The organism is Metabacillus lacus, assembly GCF_009674805.1.
GTDB classification, from domain to species: domain Bacteria; phylum Bacillota; class Bacilli; order Bacillales; family Bacillaceae; genus Metabacillus_C; species Metabacillus_C lacus.
This window is the reverse complement of sequence record NZ_WKKI01000009.1, coordinates 36,863-55,169: the sequence shown is the minus strand read 5'-3', so window position 1 is coordinate 55,169 and position 18,307 is coordinate 36,863. Positions and strand designations below refer to the sequence as shown.

Genomic DNA, 18,307 nt, shown 5'->3' with positions numbered 1-18,307 from the left:
TTTCTTTCTTATAATGCGGCTAGCAAGCTAGCAAAAAAGAAAATTTGTAAAATATTTTACTCCCAGCGTTTAAAAAGAAATATACCTGGAAACAATTGGGGTGAAATTAAGAAAAGTTAAGGAAGTGATTTGATGAAGTTAAGTACAATGTTGGAAACGGGAGAGTTTAAAAGCATGTTAGAGCTTAAGGTCTTCCTTATTAAACACAAAAAAAGCGGACATTTATTCTTCATACCAGAAATGTCTATTGTTGAAGAAGAAGAGTTTGATTTATTTTTTTACCTATCAAAACCTGCTGAATTAAAAAGGGAAGCTTTTCCTATACCGAAAGAAACATTTAAATATAATATTAGCGAAGAACGCTTAAAGGGATTATATGCATCCTATTATTGTACCGATTGTCTTCCTGATTCAGGATATTTTAAAAAGCTCAAAGCTTACGAAGGAACTGATTGGGTTTGGCTATATGAAAGTTCTGCAATGGAGGGGGTTTAAATACATTGGATTAATAAAGATGTTCCGTTTCAGGAACATCCAAAGAAAGATAAAATTATTTACTATTCAAGGTATTTCTATTGTCATCCTCTTCTAATGCAATATCTGTTTCTGCATGGTATGGAAAATACAGAAGAGCTATATAATATTTTCAGCCCATCGTTTGATAATCTTCATGACCCTTTCCTATTAAATGATATGAAGAAAGCAGGGAATAGAATTTTAAAGGGAATTCACCAACAGGAAAAGATTCTGGTATTCGGGGATTATGATTGTGACGGGATAACCTCCACTTCTATTCTTTATAAATATTTAAAAAAGAATGGTGTTCATGTTTCTTACAGACTGCCATTACGTGAGGAAGGGTATGGAATCTCACCTTATGCGATTTCAGAAGCTGCAAGCAAAGGTGTTACACTTATTATTACTGTGGATAACGGTTCTTCCGCTCATGAGGCTATGGAAGAGGCAGCAAAAAGAGGCATTGATGTCATCGTTACAGACCATCATGAAATATTAGGGGAAAATCCAAATTGTTACGCTTTTATAAATCCTAAAAGGCACGATAATCTGTATCCATTTCCTGAACTATGCGGTGCTGGTGTCGCTTTCAAGCTGGTTCACGCTCTTTGCCTCTTAAAAAATCAGAACTGGGATAGCGAAGTAAAAGAGTATATTGAATTAGCTACACTTGGTACTATCGCTGATTTAATGCCTCTAAAAGGTGAAAATAGAATAATCTGTAAGTTGGGATTAAGACGAATGAATGTTGCCCCTTCAATAGTTTTCAGAGAGATAATCAGAAGGTTAAAAGTAAACCAGATTAATAGCGGCACAATCGGTTTTCAGATTGCTCCTATATTTAATGCACTTGGACGTATTGATGACCCAAATTATGCGGTTGCAATACTAACCAACGAAACAGTAAATCCAAAAGATATTACAAACCTTCTTGATTTCAATCAAAAAAGAAAGCAACTGACGGCTGAACAATTTGAAACCTGCGAAAGAGTGATTGTCAAAAATAATCTTTCAAAAAACAATATTATTATTATATATGGAGAATACCATCATGGTTTAATTGGCATTTTGGCATCAAGGATAGCAGAAAAATATCATAAGCCCGCCATTGTTATTTCTGAAAACGGGACAGGTTCTTGCAGAAGTGTAAATGGAACATCTTTTTCAATCATCAACACATTAAATCGGTGTAAAAATCATTTATCTAGATTTGGAGGACATCAAGCTGCTGCTGGATTTTCTATTAAGCCACACGAAAAGTTTATAAAAGAATTCATTTATAGCATGCAAATAGCTGCCCAACATGAAGGACCCATTAAGCCTGTTAAACACTTCTTTACCGAGTGTTCGCCACAATATTTCGCGAGCAGCATATATAATTATATTCATTTGCTAGAACCATTCGGTCAGGGGTTTAGTCAGCCTATATTTTTGTCTGATTCTTTGATATTCACCGAAACTCAAACATTTGGCAAAGAGAATAATCACGGTAAATTACTCTTACCTTCAAATGAACGTTTTTATCTCTTCAACAGGGGAAGTATTGTAAATAAATTAAGAAACCAAGAGGTAAAACTTTTCTATTCCTCAACGATGAATGATTCTTACGAATTTATTGTGCACGGAATTCATAAAGCTTAATCCAGCAAGAATTAAGGAAAGAATTTGTACTCAAAAAAAAAACAAAAACACTCTGATGACGAGTATTTTTGATGATAAAAGTTAGTTGCTAATTATCTTTATTACTAATTCCTCTTAAAGTTTAGGCTAATTCGAATAAACGAATTAGCCTTTTTATATCTTACCCGATTTTATTTCCTCCAATAGACTCTCCATCAGCCTTTCTTGATAACCACTTCTCTTCGTATTTAGTAACGATGTAATTAATGGACCTATTTCTTGGTTTTGTATATTTAGAAGCTGATTTAATCTGGATTCCACTATTATTTCATCCGACAGACATGATTTATATGACGCAACATCCAAATGCCAATAGTGAACATAATTTGGATATTTCTCTTTAATTTTATTAGCCATCAATATTCCTTCAGGGTCAAAATCACCCGAATAATAAATATAATGATTATTATCAACCAATTTATCAATTAATTTCCATGTTGCTAAATTGAATTGTCCACTTGAACAAACCATAGATACTTCTACTTCTTGTTCAATAATTTTATCAATTAACGTTGAGTATAAACCTGAATTTTCAATAACATACACTTTATTGTTTAAAGCGGATATCTTTCCTAAACGCACTACTTCTCTTAAAGGTAAATTCATTACAACATTCTCTTCCATTGCAAACTTTAATAAATTGGAGGTAGAACCATCTTGATAGTACCCTTGTAACCCAAAGACAGTAACATCATTATTTATATCATCTCTCATAATATTAAACCTTGCGAGAATTTCTGTAATTTCTCCTGAATTTGGAGATTGTGTAAAATACTTGCCTTCAGTAACTTTTAAATACAATTGAAGTGCAGCTAACAATACTCGTCCACTATCAGTACCAATGTCAAAGTAATGAGGATTTTTAGTTGTGATTGCTGCAAATATAGGCAGTCTTTCATATTCTTTTAACGGAAGCCGATTAAGTCCATGAATTACATTGTTCAATATAGAAGAAAGAGCTTTTTTATCTCTTTCATAATAGTTATGAACATACTTTGTTAATTCGTTCTTCTCTATTATCGCTTCCAACCAATATCTCGCCAAATCATTTTTAGCGTATTTATAATATGTTTGGAAGTAAACCCTCTTTTGTTCTTCCTTCTCTGCTTGTATTTCTTTTTTACTTCGTAACTCTTCCCCAAAGTATGCCTCTACTATTTCTATAAGAGTAAAATCTTTGAATATAGTTTTTAACAAAGCTTTTTCAAATTTCACAACTGAAACTTTTACTTCTTTGTCTCTTCTAACATCAACACCCAATATTCCCGATAATGCCTCTTTAGTTTCATCGCTTGGATTGTCTAGTTTTATAATTCCTCCGAGGCGACCGTAAGAGGAATATTTCTTTTTAAATTCAAGAAAAAGAGGATGGAACCCCTTTTTCTTTTTAAAGTATGAAATATCTAGCTTTTCCACTCTAACACCTGCTTTACTCTCCAAGTAAACTTAATTGCTCGATACCCTTTTTGGATTCAGTATTATCTGAACCATCTTGTTCCACATGAATATCTTCATGAATATATACCTTGTTTCTTCCATCCCACTCATACCTGGCTACACCAACGTATGGAGCATCCAATGGTCTCAGCAGCTCGTAGATTGAGAGGCTGTCTACTTTTGGATAACATCCCCATAATGCTTGTGAGTTCATAATATAATCAAAATCTAAATTTTGAACTAAAGAAAACATTTGTTCAATATTTTTATCATCTACACCAGCAAAAGCTTCATCTAGAGAAATTATTCTCGGAGCATCCGCCTTTGCTTCTTTTAAACGGGAGTGAACTGCAGATAGTAATGGTGTATACATCGCAAGAGCTTTCTCGCCACCACTAAATTGATTGAATCTTGTATTGGTTAGCGGCTTTAAGTTTTCTTGTCCAAGTTTGCATTGGATTTCAAAACTAAACCACCTTCTATAATCAAGGATATACTTTATAATAGTTAATAAAGGTTCTTCTTTATGTTCGTCTATTTCCTTTCTATTCTTTGCATATTGAACTTTCTTCCTAAAATGTTTTGAAATAGCATCTTTTTCAGGTTGGCTAAGTAATGAGTAATCACGTTTTAAGTATTCCATTAATTTCCTTGGTTCCAAATGGTCTTCCTTATCATCTTTTCCGTTTGGAATCCACTTTATTTGGAACAATAAACCGTTTGTGTTATCCGTCCGCTTCATAAATGAATTCATTTCATTTATCCAAAACTCAGCGTCTTGAACTTTATTTTTGATGATATCACCAATAGAATCTATCATTATTTGTTCGAACAGTTCTTTATCTTTTTCAGTTAGTAAATCTTTTTGAATTTGCAAATGGTTTTCTAACTTCTCTGCTACTTCATACGGATTTCTTTTATGTTGTTCATATTCTAATTCAATAAGATATCGTGAAGATACAGATTTGATTAATCTTATCTTTTCTTCTTCTCTTTGATTCGATGGTTCTTGAATAGATGACATTATTTCTTTTTTCAACATATTATATTGAATTAAAATTGCCAACTCTTCATTGAAATTTCTATCAAGTCTATTCTTTGCATTTTGCTTAATATTTTCTATGCTAGAAAATTTGTTATCAGTTCCAAATTCCTCTTTAAGCTTTGTATAAATATCCTTCGCTAAAATAATCGTATCTTGTTCATCATCATCTTTTATTAAATCAGAATAGTAACCATATCCTAACTCTTCTTTAAACAATTGCTGCCATATAAGAAGAATTTTTTCACAAGTTGCTAACGTATCTACCTGATTTTTAATACTGTTTAAAATATTCTCCTGATTACTCTTTAATTTTTGTTCTTCCTGACCATACTTGAACAATGTATTGGGGAGCTCTTCTAACCTCTGAACAACATATTCAATTCTGGATAGAATCTCATCTGCATTTTTCATTTTCAATTGTTTTTCTATATCCTCTAAACGCTTAACAAACTTATCTTTTTTCTGTTCGGCTGCTATGACCTCGTCTGTAAGGATTTCTATATCTTCAAGAGTACGGTCTGACAAAGCCTGTTGCTCATTCAACCGCTCTTTTGTACTAATGGATTTATCATAATGGTTTTTCAAGTTAGCAAAGTTCACCTTATACTCAGTCATGAAATCTACTGCTTTTGTAAATATATTTAGTTCGATATTTAACTCTATATCTACTGCTTCTTCTTTTATTTCTGAATAAGAAACTTTAATTTTTTCTATAAATTTTTTACTATTATCATTTAATTGCTGTAAATTCTTCAAATAAATATTTTCTATTTCTTTTATTTTATTTTCAATTGCCTCAACTGCTGAACGCAATATAGAGAAAATAGGAAAATTTGTATATTCTTCTTTAACACTTGATTGCTTGTTTTTAGCCTGAATTACCTTTTTTTCTAACATTTCTATTTGGTTGGATATTTCGATTATGGCATTATCCAGTTTTTCTAAGTATTTTTCTTTATTCTTTTTTCTAGCTAATTGACCAATATACTTTGCTTCTCCATAATTTGCAGATTGTCCATGAATAAATCCACTCTTATATTGACCTGACTCCAAAATAAAGCTTTCACTATTTTCTAAAATACTTATTCCTTCTAAAATAGATGCAACATCATTTTTCTGTACTCCATTTCCTTCGATAATCTCAAAATATTGTAATATATTGTCTTCTCTTTTATATAATTGAGTTATTACAGGGATATGCTGACTTACCATCTCTGAATAATTTTCCGGAACAATCAATGACTGCAAGAGCCCAGATTCGAATATCACAGATTCTAATAGACCTCTTTTTTCTTGTGATACGTTCTCCTTAAATTCTACTGCTGCGTAAAAGGGTAGAAATGGAATCTTTGATTCATCTAAATATAACAGTGCTTCTTCTTTATCTTTGTGCCACTCTGGCTCAATATCTGGTTGATTTATTAATTTTTCTTTTTGTTCTTTTAGTTCTTCTAATTTTATTTTTGCATCATTACTCTCATTATTTAAGTTGAATAAATCACTTGAAATTTGTTCTTTAACCTGGCTATACTTGGTATCTACTATCTCTTTAATTTCATCTGCTGATACAGTTTCATACAAGCCCATTATTAACCTAATGATGTTTTGTTTTTCTGATTCTGAGAAATCAAGCAATTCTATCAAAGAAAACCATTCATCAATATCGTCTTGCAGCTCTGCTCTTTTCTCGTCTACAATGTCTCCCAATCGGTTCTGTTCTTTATTTTCTTTTTCTATAGTTTTTTCAAGTTGCAAAATTTGATTATTGATATTATCTCTGTCTTGTATTAGCTTTTGATGTGCATCCAGTTTCACTTTTATTTTTTTCAAAATATCATGATACGAGTTCATTTGATTTTCCCACAATGTAAAATCGTAATCAGAATCCTCAATTTGCCTTAGAAAATGCGCTGAAAGATTTTCGTGATGTTGTAACTTAGTCTCTCCACCAAAATAATCTAATTCTTCTATGACAGTTTTCATTTCTTTTTGTAAGTTCGAATGCTCATAATCTAAATCATTTATTTTGGATTTTATATCACGCTCTTCTTTTTTCTTGTTTTCTAAGCGATTATTTTTTTCCGAATATTCATTCTGATAGGTTTTAATATTATCTCGAACTGTTACTTCCTCTTCTTTCAAAGTAAAAACATCTTCATTTTTTAGAGATTTTTCTTCACTTTTTAAAGCTTCTAGTTCGATTTTAATTTGTTTAATTGAAGTTGTAGTATTTGAAAGTGAAGTTTCAACATCTGATAATTCTTTTTCTTTCTCTTTTTTTAACTTTTGGATTTTATCAAGTTCTTTTTTTGCTTCTAGGTAGTAATGTGATTTTTCTAAAAGAACCACTGAATTATAATTATCATATGCTTTATTTAACTTAGAAATTGATTTCAAATCTCTCTCTGTTTCAAGAATCTCTTTTTCGATATAATCAAGAGACTCAATAGTATCAGTCAAAGGAGTTAGTTCCTCTTCACTTAGCTCTGGTAAAGAATTTGTAAGAATCTCACAAACCGTACTTGGGTTAAATGATTTCGATAATTTCGGGCTTTTTAACTGTACTAGTAACCATGTGAACTTTTTTAAGCCCTCGATATCTGGAAAACCAAAAACATGCTTATTGATTAATTCCTGATATTCTTCTTGCCCTGAAGCGACCTCGCCATCCAACCCTAATTCTTTTTTAAAATCTGACTGTATTAAAGGGATTTGTTCCAACTTCCCGTTTATTTTTTCTTCTTTATATAATTTTAAATCGTTTTCGCCGTCACCAATTCTTTTAAATGGATTATAAATGACAAATCCCCATTCCGAATGTAAACTAGTAGCATCTTTTTTTGCTTCTAGACCGAATCCAGTTGTCATATACTGATTTGTGCCAGGTTTATGATATTCTAAAAAAAGGTAGCCAATGCGCTCCTCAATTTTAGAAACATGTTTTTCACCTAACAAATAATCTCGCATTTTTCTATCTTTTGAACCAAACGGGTCAAGCCTCGATGGATGCTTATTTCCATCTAAAAGGAACGTAATTACACTTTGCATCGTCACACTTTTACCAGAACCATTTTGTCCTCTTAACAATAATCTCCCATCTTTAAAATGGAACTCTTGATAACCGTAATACCAATAATTAAATATTCCTATTCTTGATAATTCCCATCTATTTTTCACCGGTTTCACCCTCAAACTCATATTTACCTTCAACTCTACCCAGAGTATCTAGAATGATAAGATTATATTCATCTATTACTTTGCATAGGTTCCATTCTGTTAAATAATCAATCAATTCTTTTACTATAGAATCAATCGTTGCTTTTTTCTGATTTGTAGTCCAATAAATCTGATATGCACTTTTTACATCTTTCAAAATATTAGTAAAGTCAATGTTTGTGAGCTCTACTCTTCCTTTTGAATCTTGAACAAATTCTTCTTCCTCAACTTTATTACGAAGAACTGTAGCAAATTGTATAGCTAATTTAGAGACGTTTTTCTTTTCCTCTGGAAACAATACTTTGGTAACATCTGCCTTATCCTCTTGTCTTGTTAATAATACCGTTGACTTGTATTGTTCATATTGAAAATCACTATATTTATCTACATGGTCTTTAATAGAATAAGCATATTGTTTTAGATATGCGAACTCATCATCATAAACTTCATCCTCGTATATAACTGGTTCAATGAACAGTTTTCTATAAATACGATGTTTTCGTTCTACCCCTAAATCTTTTTCCTCATTCGCGTGTAATTCAATAATATCTTTAAATGAATTGGCAGTTTCAAGGTCGTATGCTAAATTTCTCATAAAATATTTAATCATTATGGTTCCTTGAAAAAGAACTGCATGACTAGCATTTCCTTTAAAACCATCTAGGTCCCTGTCTACCACGAACATAAGATTTTTATTAATAGCGAATCGAATTACCCTAATAAGCGTTAGCCTATTATTATAACCTTCATTTTCAGTCCAAATAATATGGTCATTAGGGTAATACGAAACTATGCTGTCACATATATCCTCTAATGTAAATTGGGCATCCACCTTATCATCTAAAAACGCTAATAAACAAAAGAACAATACAAAATCCTTAGTATCTCTAAAAGATTCGATTTTCATCCAATCTTTATAATCCACAATAATTTTTTCAAGCTTTACAAACTCTGGTTTTATTACAAGTCTGAAATGAAAATTTTTATTAAAATAAGTTCTAAGTTCATTCTCATATTCTCTTATCAGATAATATAGGTCTTCTTTTTCTTTACGGAGAATCCAAAAATTATCAAATAATGCCTCTATACAACTGATAAAATTTTCATCGTAGGCTTTCACTTTATTTCAGCTCCTCAAAAACAAACTCATAATCAGGCATTGTTAGTGTTCCATCCGAGGAAGCTAGAGTGACCTTATCTTCAGTTTTCTTTATTATCATAAATTCATATCCATTTTCCGTTTTACCGAAGTATGTATTATCATTTGGACTTTTGTTTGCCATAGCTTTACCTATCCAATTAAGTAATAAAGTTCTTTGATATGGTTGTACAAATTCCAATTCATTAATTTTAAATTGCTTTTTATTTACTAGTTCTTTCTCTAAATTTTCTTCTTTTTCTTTTTGCTTTTTGTACTCTTCCATTAACTCTTTTCTTTCCTTATTATTTTTATTTACTACTTGCCTTTTAACAGCAGCTCGCTCAGTTTCTTTTCTTGCTTTGAGCACAATAGAACTAGGCGGAAAATCCCATATGCTTTTTTGCGTACTATCACTTTCTTTTAAGTCTTTAATTTTAATATGTCTCGTTTTCTCTATCCCAAATAACAAAGAAAATAGATGATTCGATTTTTCTATATCATCAAATTCACCTACCATATTCGCTAAATGCAAAAAATCAGTTTTTCTACTTTTTACATATCTTTGTCTTTCCGAAGCTTGTTGTGCCATTTTTGAAATCTTCCTTATCATTTCCATAGTTTGTTTTTCTAAGTAATATACATCGCTTTCTCTTTCATTAGAAATAAACCAGCTTTTAAAACTAATCCATTTATCTTTAAAACTACTATATAGTTCTTCATCAGGCGGTAATTCATCTAATTGTAACTGCTAAACTAAATTCAACAGTTTCTGCTAACTAAAAATGAACACTTTTTTCACCACATATACGCCCAGTTAAGCTATGATTATTCTTTCAACATGGCTTGACTGGAGGATGAAAGGTGGAAAAATTAAAGTTGTTTGTGGAAATTCATCAATTAAAAGAACAAGGTTTCAAGGTGGCGGCTATCGCCAATAAATTAGGTATTTCAAGAAACACCGTTTACAAGTTTTTGGAAATGTCCTTGGAAGAGGCGGTGGTTTGGGCTAATTCTCTAAATAGCAGAAAGAAAAAACTCGATCCCTATCGGGACCAAATCCTAAGTTGGTTAAAAGAATATCCTGATCTTTCTTCTTCTCAGGTCGAGGATTGGTTAAAAGAACACCATTCAGGCATTCAAATTGGGGGCAGCACAGTCAGGCTGTTTGTGAAGGACTTGAGGGAAATTTACCATATAGCAAAAGTGCCATATGTCCGGGACCATGAAGCAGTAGAGGAGTTGCCGATGGGACAGCAAGGACAAGTGGACTGGGGAGAAATAACGGTTAAAAACAAAGAAAAAAAGGATGTAAAACTCTATTTTATAACCTTTGTTCTGTCCCATTCCAGATATAAATATGTAGAATGGCAAGGAAAGCCATTCACAACGAGAGATACAATTCGATGTCATGAAAATGCATTTATCTATTTTGGCGGAATGCCGGAGGAACTGGTGTATGACCAGGACCATCTGATTACAGTCAGTGAAAATGCAGGTGACATCCTCTTGACCAGTGAGTTTCAGGCCTATAAGAGCCAACGGAAATTCCGTATATATTTATGCCGTAAGGCAGATCCCCAAAGCAAAGGGAAAATTGAAAATGTGGTGAAGTTCGTAAAAAGGAACTTTGCCAAAAGCAGAGTTTTTTCGAATATAGATGCATGGAACGAACAAAGCATAGCCTGGCTTGGCCGAACAGGAAACCACAATGTGCACAACACAACAAAAAAGAGACCGGAAGAAGTGCACGCCCTCGAAAAGCAACACTTAACTCCAGTCTCTCCCCTGCTCTCTCTCGAGAGTAGCCATGGTTCCAGTATAACAAGGATTGTTTGTCCGGACAATATTATAAAGTACAGGTCCAATCGCTACTCCGTTCCTTTGGGGACTTACCGCCCCAAAGGCTGTAATAAGGTTTACATTGAGACGAAAGATACAGAATTGATTATAAAGGCTTCTCAGCAAGGGGAAATCCTTGCCCGGCACACTCTCAGCAAAGGAAAAGGAGAACTCATCAAAAGTAGGCAACATTCTCGGGACCGCTCAAAAGGTATACACGCCTATAAGGAAACCATCACTCGACAATTCAGTGATGAAGAGCAAGCGACTCTCTTCATCCAAAAATTGAGCGAACACTATCCCAGATACATTAGGGATCAGCTTCAAATTGTCCAGTCAACCATCCACCATTTCCGCCAGGAAATTGAGGAAGCTCTTGATATTTGTATAAAAGACCAGCTCTGGAGTGCAAATGACCTACGAGATGTAACATTGCATCTCTCCCGCATAAATGAATCAAAAGAGCCCCAAACTCTCCAGTTCAACAATATAAATCAAGGCAACACCCCCGTAATACGAGCCACTGCACACGTGAGGGAGCTGGATGATTATATAAAAATACTGGGAGGCGTTGGACAATGAACAGCACAATACAGGATATACAGGATCGCTTCCGTCACCTCCGGCTGGCCGAAACGGCGACCGGGCTGCCTGCATTACTGCGGAAAGCCGAGCAGGCATCGTGGACCTATCAGGAGTTCCTAGAGGAACTCTTGGCCTTTGAACTGAAAAGAAGAGAAGAAAAAAGTGTGGAAAGAAGGCTGAAATGGGCTAGATTCCCCTATCACAAAACACTGAATGAGTTCAGGATTGAGGAGCAAAAGTCAGTCAGTTCCCGCCAAATAAATCAGCTGCGGGAACTGAATTGGCTGGAACAGCAGTATAACCTTATTCTACTTGGTCCGCCAGGAGTGGGCAAAACCCACATTGCGATAGGGCTGGGCCTTGAAGCCATCCACAAAGGTTACAAGGTATCCTTCTTAACGATGGGCGAACTGGTCCATGTTCTCAAGACACAGGAATATCTGTCTAAATCCCAGAGCCAGCTTAAAAGGATAAGTGAATCGGATTTGGTAATCATTGATGATTTAATGTATATGGCTATGGATCAGAGAGAGGCAAACCTCTTCTTTCATTTGGTCAACGGGCTTTACGAGAAGAGTTCTATTATCCTGACATCCAATAAGGGACCTGAGCAATGGGGTGAGTTAATGGGAGACCAGGGGATTACGACCGCCGTTTTGGATCGGCTTCTCCATAGAGTTGAGGTTATCCAACTAAATGAGGATAGCTACAGGATTAAGCATAGAAGTACGATTTTTGGCGATAAAAGTGTTCAAACTTAATTGGCAGAAAGTGTTCAAAACTACTTGACGGTTACACTAATCTAGGTATACTTCTCTGATGTAAAATCAACGCCTCGATAATACTGTCTATTTTTTCATCATTGATTTCATTTAGATTAGCTTTGATTTTATCAGTATTCTTTTTAAGCGCACTTATAAAGTTTTGTAGATAATCAACAAAAGCATTTTTAAAAATTATAAAAGACTCTGTTCGCATAATTAGTTCTAGTTTATCTCCATTAATATGCGAGAGATAAAGTCCTGCATCGCTGATAAGTTTATTAAACCTTTCAAATAGCGATTCCCATTTGTCATTTATCTTCTGAGCCTCCGCCTTGGTCACTTCAGGTGATAATGACTGTGAAAATAATTTCTCTAGCTCTTCTAATAATCTATCAGTCAACGACTTTTCTAATGAGCCACGAATTGATTGAAGATTAGATTCCATATTTATTAATGCTTTTTCTAATTCAATTGTATGAGGAGTTAGCTTATACCTGTATCTGTTTCGCTTGTACTCCTCATACGTTTTCACTTTCCCTTTATCTTGGATTTGTTCCATGTTATTACTTTTCACTAGTGAATTTAAATCCCCAATTAACTCTTCTTCAGAGTAATCTTGAAAAAAAGGAAATTGATTTAAATAGCCAATCATCTCCGATGGTAAAACTAATGGGGAGTATGCCATTGTTTTGTCATACATATATCTAATAATCGGTCTGTATCTATGAGATTTTTGTGTATTTAAGTATCCTGCCTCTTTAATGCCTTCCATTAATCTTTCATCCACAAGAACCACCTCTGGATTTTATTTTTGTTTCTTTAGGATATTACCTTCCATATTGTTTTTAAAGTTATTATCTTAGTACAATTTTACCATATATTAACTGGGTAATTTTATTATTATCTTTAGACTCTCTAACAATTTCTTCTATTATTATTCAGAATTCAAACAAAAAAAAGCAACAGATACAACTGTTGCCTCAATTTTGCAGTTTAATGAAAAATCAATTACTTTCCATCCATTTTCAAAGAATGATGGAAATGATATCACTATTTTATTTTCTCCCATTGTTACATTAACTGTAGCGTCGGCGGAGGACCAGGCTTTAGCGTTAAAACTAATTGAGAATGTTTTTGAATGGGAAAAACAAAAATATTATTGAATCGATGAGTATCACAATATCAATTTTTCCCCACAGAAAGAAACTGCTCTATAAACAATTAACGGGTTCGGTTTTGAAGTACAATATTACAAGATAGAATTACAATAGTTTTAGCAACCGAATTGACCAGAGAATACACAATATAATCAGCATAGAAAAACGCTCTGAGATGAAAAAACCTCAGAGCGTTTCTTTTTTATTGTTTCATTTAATTTAAGCCACTCCCTAGTGTCCGTAGCAATACTATATACTAAATGCTCTTGCATACTTTATACCATTTCTATTTGTATATTCGTATAAATTTATCTCAGGCAACATATTTTCATTTATACACCTTCCTAACTCAACTGCAAGTCCGGCGGGTCCATAATAAAATAAATGTATCTTTTTATAACTATGCAAGTCGTTTAATCTATAGATTTCTTTTCGGAAAGTCTGTCTAAGATTTATAACATCCTGACTAAATAAAACCGAGTTAAGTTGTGGATTCTCAATCCGTATGTCCAAATGCTGATAAGGAGTATCAATAACACCTGTTAAATCCTCTTGCGTAATTGTTCCACTCGCTTGAACCGTAACTACAAGGGCATCAAACACTTCATCTGTTTGGTTGATGATAATTTTTTTTTGTGTTGAATCCACACTCACATCGTCTAGACACCATTTCTGCGTATCTCTATCAAACTGATAAACAACTGCAGGAACCGTTTCAGAGATTAGTTTCCCTAAATGAATTAATAGCGGTATCGGAGATAAAGGGAAAATATAAAGAAATGTTCCCGCATACTCCCTTTTCGATTTGACGATTTCTTTGAAGAATTCTTCGTTTTCCTTTTTTGCCTTTTTCCAACCTTCATTAGAAAAATCAACAAATTCCTCCTGAAGAGCTACCGCGTCCAAAATCAAAGTATCAATTTCTTCAGAGAGCAGCACAGTATCGAAGGGAATACCGTTTTTCCTTTTGTGCAACACTGCTATCGCTTTCTTGTTTTGTGATAATCGATTCAAAACCCATGCTTCATGTTTATCTTTCATTTCGAACAGTAAATCAGGTGGGTAATTCTTCACATTGTTATCAATTGTATGATGACAAGGACTACACATGAGCATAAGGTTCATTAGTGAATCTACGTTTTCCTCTGTTATTTCATACTCCTCGGCAAATTCTCGTCTTGGTGCTTTTTTTCCATCACCCTTTCCGATAATATGAGCTCTTTCACCAATGTTCACTTTCTTTTCAATATCATCAAATATTAAAACTCTTTTACATTTCGCACACAAACCTCCAGAAGTTACCCATAAGGCTCTATCATCAACTGTAGAGAGTTTAAAAGGGTCTCTTGCCATATTCTCAACACCTAATCATTTTTTTTATTTCCAAACTTGTTCTGCATCCAACCCAAACATCAATTGATTTCGTTCCTACAATGATAAAGAACAATTTATCTGAATCGCAGATAGTATGTTCTATTACCTTCTTCCACTCTTTTATATCATGAGAGGAAGGGCTTGGAAAAGTCTCAGGATGTGAATGCCATTCACCAAGATAATTACATGTACCATCACTTTCTTCCCACAAAGTTTGAACTATGTTTTGATGGTCCTCTCTACACTTTTTAAAAAAATAACGTTTCCTTATATCGTGCTTCATTGGATGAGTTACCAAGTCAACAACTATATCTCTTGAGCTTTGAATGTAACGCCCTAATAAAACGCCACCTGCTTCTTTATCTCTACTTCCCACTTGGCGATATTGTTGTAAAACAGAAAGAGCTTTTTCACTTATCTTCAGTAACCCATCTGAATCTATTCTAAAATTCATGTTGATTTACACTCCCGCAAACTGAACAATTTCCCGCTTGGTAAAGATACCTAGAATCATAGAGTTGTTCGCTACTTAGACCGTATCTTTTACTTACTTTATATTCTTGTGTCAAGAGTTCATTAGAATCACCTTTCCATGAACGTAAAGGGTTTCCTATTACTTTTTGATTCAAATTATCCACAGCTAGTCGGGTTGCCGTGATTGCTGTTTGTAGAGCATCTATAGAGCCATAAGGAGTGAACATTGATTCACAGCCTGCCAAGGTTTTACCAAAGAATTGTTCAGGTGCAGCAAAGGATGCCTTATTAGGAATCAAATACTCATTTTCTTCAGGGTGTGTAAATAAACACTGAAAACATCCTTCTTTTTTATTATTATTCGTTAGCAGAGCATGTCCTCCAATACCTAAAGGGTCAATCCATGTATAAATTACAGGAGGTGCTTCTTCGATTTTGTAAAACCGCTCATTGAAGTGTAACTCAACTGTTGGAGAACCTAGTGCGACAATTATTAAATCAGCATTTAAAATTAAGTCTATCTCTTCTTCCATTAGGTCAAGAACATCAGCAATTTCATATTCAATTTCAAGGAAAGGAAAATGATTATTTAATTCCATCTTCAAAGCTTCAGCCTTAGAAATTGAAGAAAATTTATTATCAAACCTCCAATATAAGCTGTTTGCTCCCAATTCATGGCGATAAATATTATCTATATCAATCCTATCCTTATCAATCAAAGTAACGGATGTAACACCTGCTCTAGCTAGTTCAAATGCTATTCTACTTCCTAAAGAACCAAGACCAATTATAGTGACCCGCTTCCCTACCAATCGATTATTACCTTGCGTTCGATTTAAGAGATACTCTTTATCATGCCGTTTTATCGTTAAGGGTATAACAGAAAAATTACATTGCACTTTTTTTAACGGATGTTGAATAGGATACATCATTTTCACGTTTTGTTTCTTTGAAAAATCTTTAAGTAAAATACCTATAAGGATTTTTTGCTCTTGTCCTAATGGAATAGAAATCAGCATATATTCCTTATCATTCTTATTAAAAGTTCGCTTCTTTAAATATGCATTTAGTTTTCTTTTGGTAGAACTAGTGATGTTCTCAAAAATAATTTTTCTTAACTGTTTAATGTCCCAAAATTTCCAATAAGGTGGAGGTTTTACATCTGCACCTTCACGTAATGGAATATAAATACCCCTCAATGATTGAAATTCGTTTGCCACATCACATTTATACAATGTATTTAACGTTCTTTTTGTTCCACTATCCAAATTGTTAACAAACACAGTTTTTTCTCTTTTATTATCCATAAAGACCAGTATTTGTTGAAAGTCATCCCTTGGAGAAAAAAGGGTATCGACCTTTACTATTTTTTCTTGCCTCGACCATAGAGATTCAAATTCTTTGAGAAAATCATCGTGATTTTTTCTTGAAATTCCATCTTGTAGAGTGTTTTCTGCACGAAAAAATGCCTCTTGTATAATACCAAAGGGGTTGCTTCGGTCTAAAAGCAACCCCTCATCAAAGGAATAACAGATGAAACCATCTTTTTCAATATGCGGGAGAAATCCTAACACTTTCGGATTCTTCAAAAAAATCATTGGTTTTTCTATAGGAAAATGCTTAGGCAAAGCTATTTGAATGGTGATTTGTTTCCCTTCGATAGAATGTACACCTTCAAATGCTGCCTGAAAAGGTCCCCTTCTACTATTAACACCTTGACTCATTATTTTCTTAAACGATGGTAATAAATCTTGCAAAGCACGTTCTAGAACTTCTACAATAGTTGTCATCTATTCACCTCACGCAGAAGAATGGTCAACAATGATTGAAGGTCCTCTTTTTTGAGCAGTGGTTGACTCTTCTGGCACTGGGAAATCATCCCCAAATTCTTCTTGCAATAACTTACAGGCTACTACAGGGTCTGTTTCATTTTTTGCCTGCTGGAGCTTGTTCAATAAACATTCAAGCTTCTCTTTAAATGCTGCCATTTGCTTCCCTGTCATCTTTTCGTATATATCATTCTTTGGTGGTGTAGGCAGATTAACTCTTAATCGTTCCTCCAACTCAAAATCATCAACTAAAGTGGTCACAAATGCGTTAATCATATTTTGGACAAATGTTTCTAATGCATCTAAATCTTTAACGTTCTTAGTATTCGTAAATCCATCATAAGAATACTTTGCTTGAAAATGCGTTAAAGCAGCAACTGTCAACCCAATACCAGATGGACGGTTCACTTGACCTTTAAACTTAATATCTTTCCACCTTTTTATATAACGAATAGTACGTCTAAATTGTTTTCTATCATCGCTATCTTCAAAATGATTCTTAATGTCATTCACAAGTGTTTTCGGGTCAGATTCTTCCCAACAGCGATTATCAGCGTCACTATTTAACTTCCCTTTAGCAAGGTAAGTATCATCGCTTTCCTCGTGGTCTGCATAAATAGCAAAATCGACGTGATAATTACGCTCACCTTCTCCTTCGGATTCAAATTTTACTGTAACGCAAGGTTTTTTCATTTCTACATCATCATATTCATTAGTTAGGGCATTATAAACCCATTTTTTTACTGTAATTGGATTCGGATAATCGTCCTTTGATATATTGAACAATAGTCCAACATCGATATCATAATCTCCTCCATCCAATGACTTAATTCCAGTATACATGGCATAGCTTCCTTGATGAAATATCTCAAATGAACCTGCATCAATAGACATATTCTTCTTTAATACTTCTAGTAATTCGTCCCTTTTTTCTCTTAAACCCTTGTTGTCATCATAATCTAGTTTTATAGCATCATGAAAACTTTTAAAATAAGAATGTAAATTTGCCATAATCCGCCTCTTTCCATCAAATTAATTATTATCGATACAATCGAACTAAGAACATACATTCGAACACCTAATAAACTCATTATATATTCCTATGAATATAAGAGTCAATATTTTTTCCATTTCCATTCCGCATAAACACAATATTTTGTTTAAAAATAAATTCAACAACACTATATATAGTATATATTTTGCGATTAAACTACTATTATTTCCAATTTTAAAGTACATTATATACACAT

At 33.6% G+C, this 18,307-nt stretch carries 12 protein-coding genes and 1 pseudogene; 4 read left to right on the top strand and 9 right to left on the bottom strand.

Translation table 11 applies throughout. The features are described from left to right. Nucleotides 1-132: 132 nt before the first annotated feature. Nucleotides 133-495, top strand: coding sequence for a hypothetical protein (locus GJU40_RS20980; protein ID WP_154307109.1), 363 nt, complete (start codon nt 133-135; stop codon nt 493-495). Then, nucleotides 496-2,157, top strand: a complete 1,662-nt coding sequence (gene recJ, locus GJU40_RS07335) for a single-stranded-DNA-specific exonuclease RecJ (RefSeq protein WP_343031458.1) — start codon at nt 496-498, stop codon at nt 2,155-2,157. A 153-nt stretch (nt 2,158-2,310) separates the two neighbouring features. On the opposite strand, the gene GJU40_RS07330 is transcribed toward recJ, so the two are convergent. The 4 genes and pseudogenes from GJU40_RS07330 to GJU40_RS07315 form a co-directional block, all read right to left on the bottom strand. Then, nucleotides 2,311-3,612 carry a TIGR02679 family protein gene (locus GJU40_RS07330; protein WP_170289348.1) on the bottom strand — a complete coding sequence of 434 codons (1,302 nt, stop codon included), beginning with the start codon at nt 3,610-3,612 and terminating at the stop codon, nt 2,311-2,313. 13 nt (nt 3,613-3,625) lie between these two features. Continuing rightward, nucleotides 3,626-7,855 carry a TIGR02680 family protein gene (locus tag GJU40_RS07325; protein WP_170289347.1) on the bottom strand — a complete coding sequence of 1,410 codons (4,230 nt, stop codon included), beginning with the start codon at nt 7,853-7,855 and terminating at the stop codon, nt 3,626-3,628. Further along, nucleotides 7,845-9,014, bottom strand: coding sequence for a TIGR02678 family protein (locus GJU40_RS07320; protein WP_154307105.1), 1,170 nt, complete (start codon nt 9,012-9,014; stop codon nt 7,845-7,847). Before GJU40_RS07320 ends, GJU40_RS07325 begins: the two co-directional genes overlap by 11 nt. A 1-nt stretch (nt 9,015) precedes the next feature. Further along, nucleotides 9,016-9,744: pseudogene (locus GJU40_RS07315) on the bottom strand (DUF2397 family protein); the annotation flags it as partial. Between the two features lie 152 nt (nt 9,745-9,896). Here GJU40_RS07315 and istA point away from each other — a divergent pair. Both istA and istB read left to right on the top strand, forming a co-directional pair. Beyond that, nucleotides 9,897-11,456, top strand: a complete 1,560-nt coding sequence (gene istA / locus GJU40_RS07310; protein WP_343031450.1) for an IS21 family transposase — start codon at nt 9,897-9,899, stop codon at nt 11,454-11,456. Then, nucleotides 11,453-12,220, top strand: a complete 768-nt coding sequence (istB, locus tag GJU40_RS07305; protein WP_154307103.1) for an IS21-like element helper ATPase IstB — start codon at nt 11,453-11,455, stop codon at nt 12,218-12,220. The genes istA and istB overlap by 4 nt, the downstream gene beginning before the upstream one ends. A 31-nt stretch (nt 12,221-12,251) precedes the next feature. On the opposite strand, the gene GJU40_RS07300 is transcribed toward istB, so the two are convergent. The 5 genes from GJU40_RS07300 to GJU40_RS07280 form a co-directional block, all read right to left on the bottom strand. Further along, a complete protein-coding gene (locus GJU40_RS07300) occupies nt 12,252-13,010 on the bottom strand; it encodes a DUF2397 domain-containing protein (RefSeq protein ID WP_154307102.1) in 759 nt (252 codons plus the stop codon). A gap of 619 nt (nt 13,011-13,629) precedes the next feature. After that, complete coding sequence (locus GJU40_RS07295; RefSeq protein WP_154307101.1) at nt 13,630-14,733, bottom strand: SAVED domain-containing protein; 1,104 nt, start codon at nt 14,731-14,733, stop codon at nt 13,630-13,632. A 4-nt stretch (nt 14,734-14,737) separates the two neighbouring features. Then, nucleotides 14,738-15,208 (bottom strand): Mov34/MPN/PAD-1 family protein, encoded by a 471-nt coding sequence (locus tag GJU40_RS07290; protein ID WP_154307100.1) that lies wholly within the window; start codon nt 15,206-15,208, stop codon nt 14,738-14,740. Next, complete coding sequence (locus GJU40_RS07285; protein WP_154307099.1) at nt 15,198-17,018, bottom strand: E2/UBC family protein; 1,821 nt, start codon at nt 17,016-17,018, stop codon at nt 15,198-15,200. The genes GJU40_RS07290 and GJU40_RS07285 overlap by 11 nt, the downstream gene beginning before the upstream one ends. 9 nt (nt 17,019-17,027) lie before the next feature. Then, the gene (locus tag GJU40_RS07280) at nt 17,028-18,068 is read right to left on the bottom strand and encodes a nucleotidyltransferase domain-containing protein (RefSeq protein ID WP_154307098.1); all 1,041 of its coding nucleotides are present in this window, start codon (nt 18,066-18,068) and stop codon (nt 17,028-17,030) included. Between the last annotated feature and the right edge of the window lie 239 nt (nt 18,069-18,307).

Coding starts and splice junctions, on each gene's coding strand:
- GJU40_RS20980 (WP_154307109.1), top strand. CDS start 133: ATGAAGTTAAGTACAATGTTGGAAACGGGAGAGTTTAAAAGCATGTTA.
- GJU40_RS07280 (WP_154307098.1), bottom strand. CDS start 18,068: ATGGCAAATTTACATTCTTATTTTAAAAGTTTTCATGATGCTATAAAA.
- GJU40_RS07295 (WP_154307101.1), bottom strand. CDS start 14,733: ATGGCAAGAGACCCTTTTAAACTCTCTACAGTTGATGATAGAGCCTTA.
- GJU40_RS07290 (WP_154307100.1), bottom strand. CDS start 15,208: ATGAATTTTAGAATAGATTCAGATGGGTTACTGAAGATAAGTGAAAAA.
- GJU40_RS07285 (WP_154307099.1), bottom strand. CDS start 17,018: ATGACAACTATTGTAGAAGTTCTAGAACGTGCTTTGCAAGATTTATTA.
- istB (WP_154307103.1), top strand. CDS start 11,453: ATGAACAGCACAATACAGGATATACAGGATCGCTTCCGTCACCTCCGG.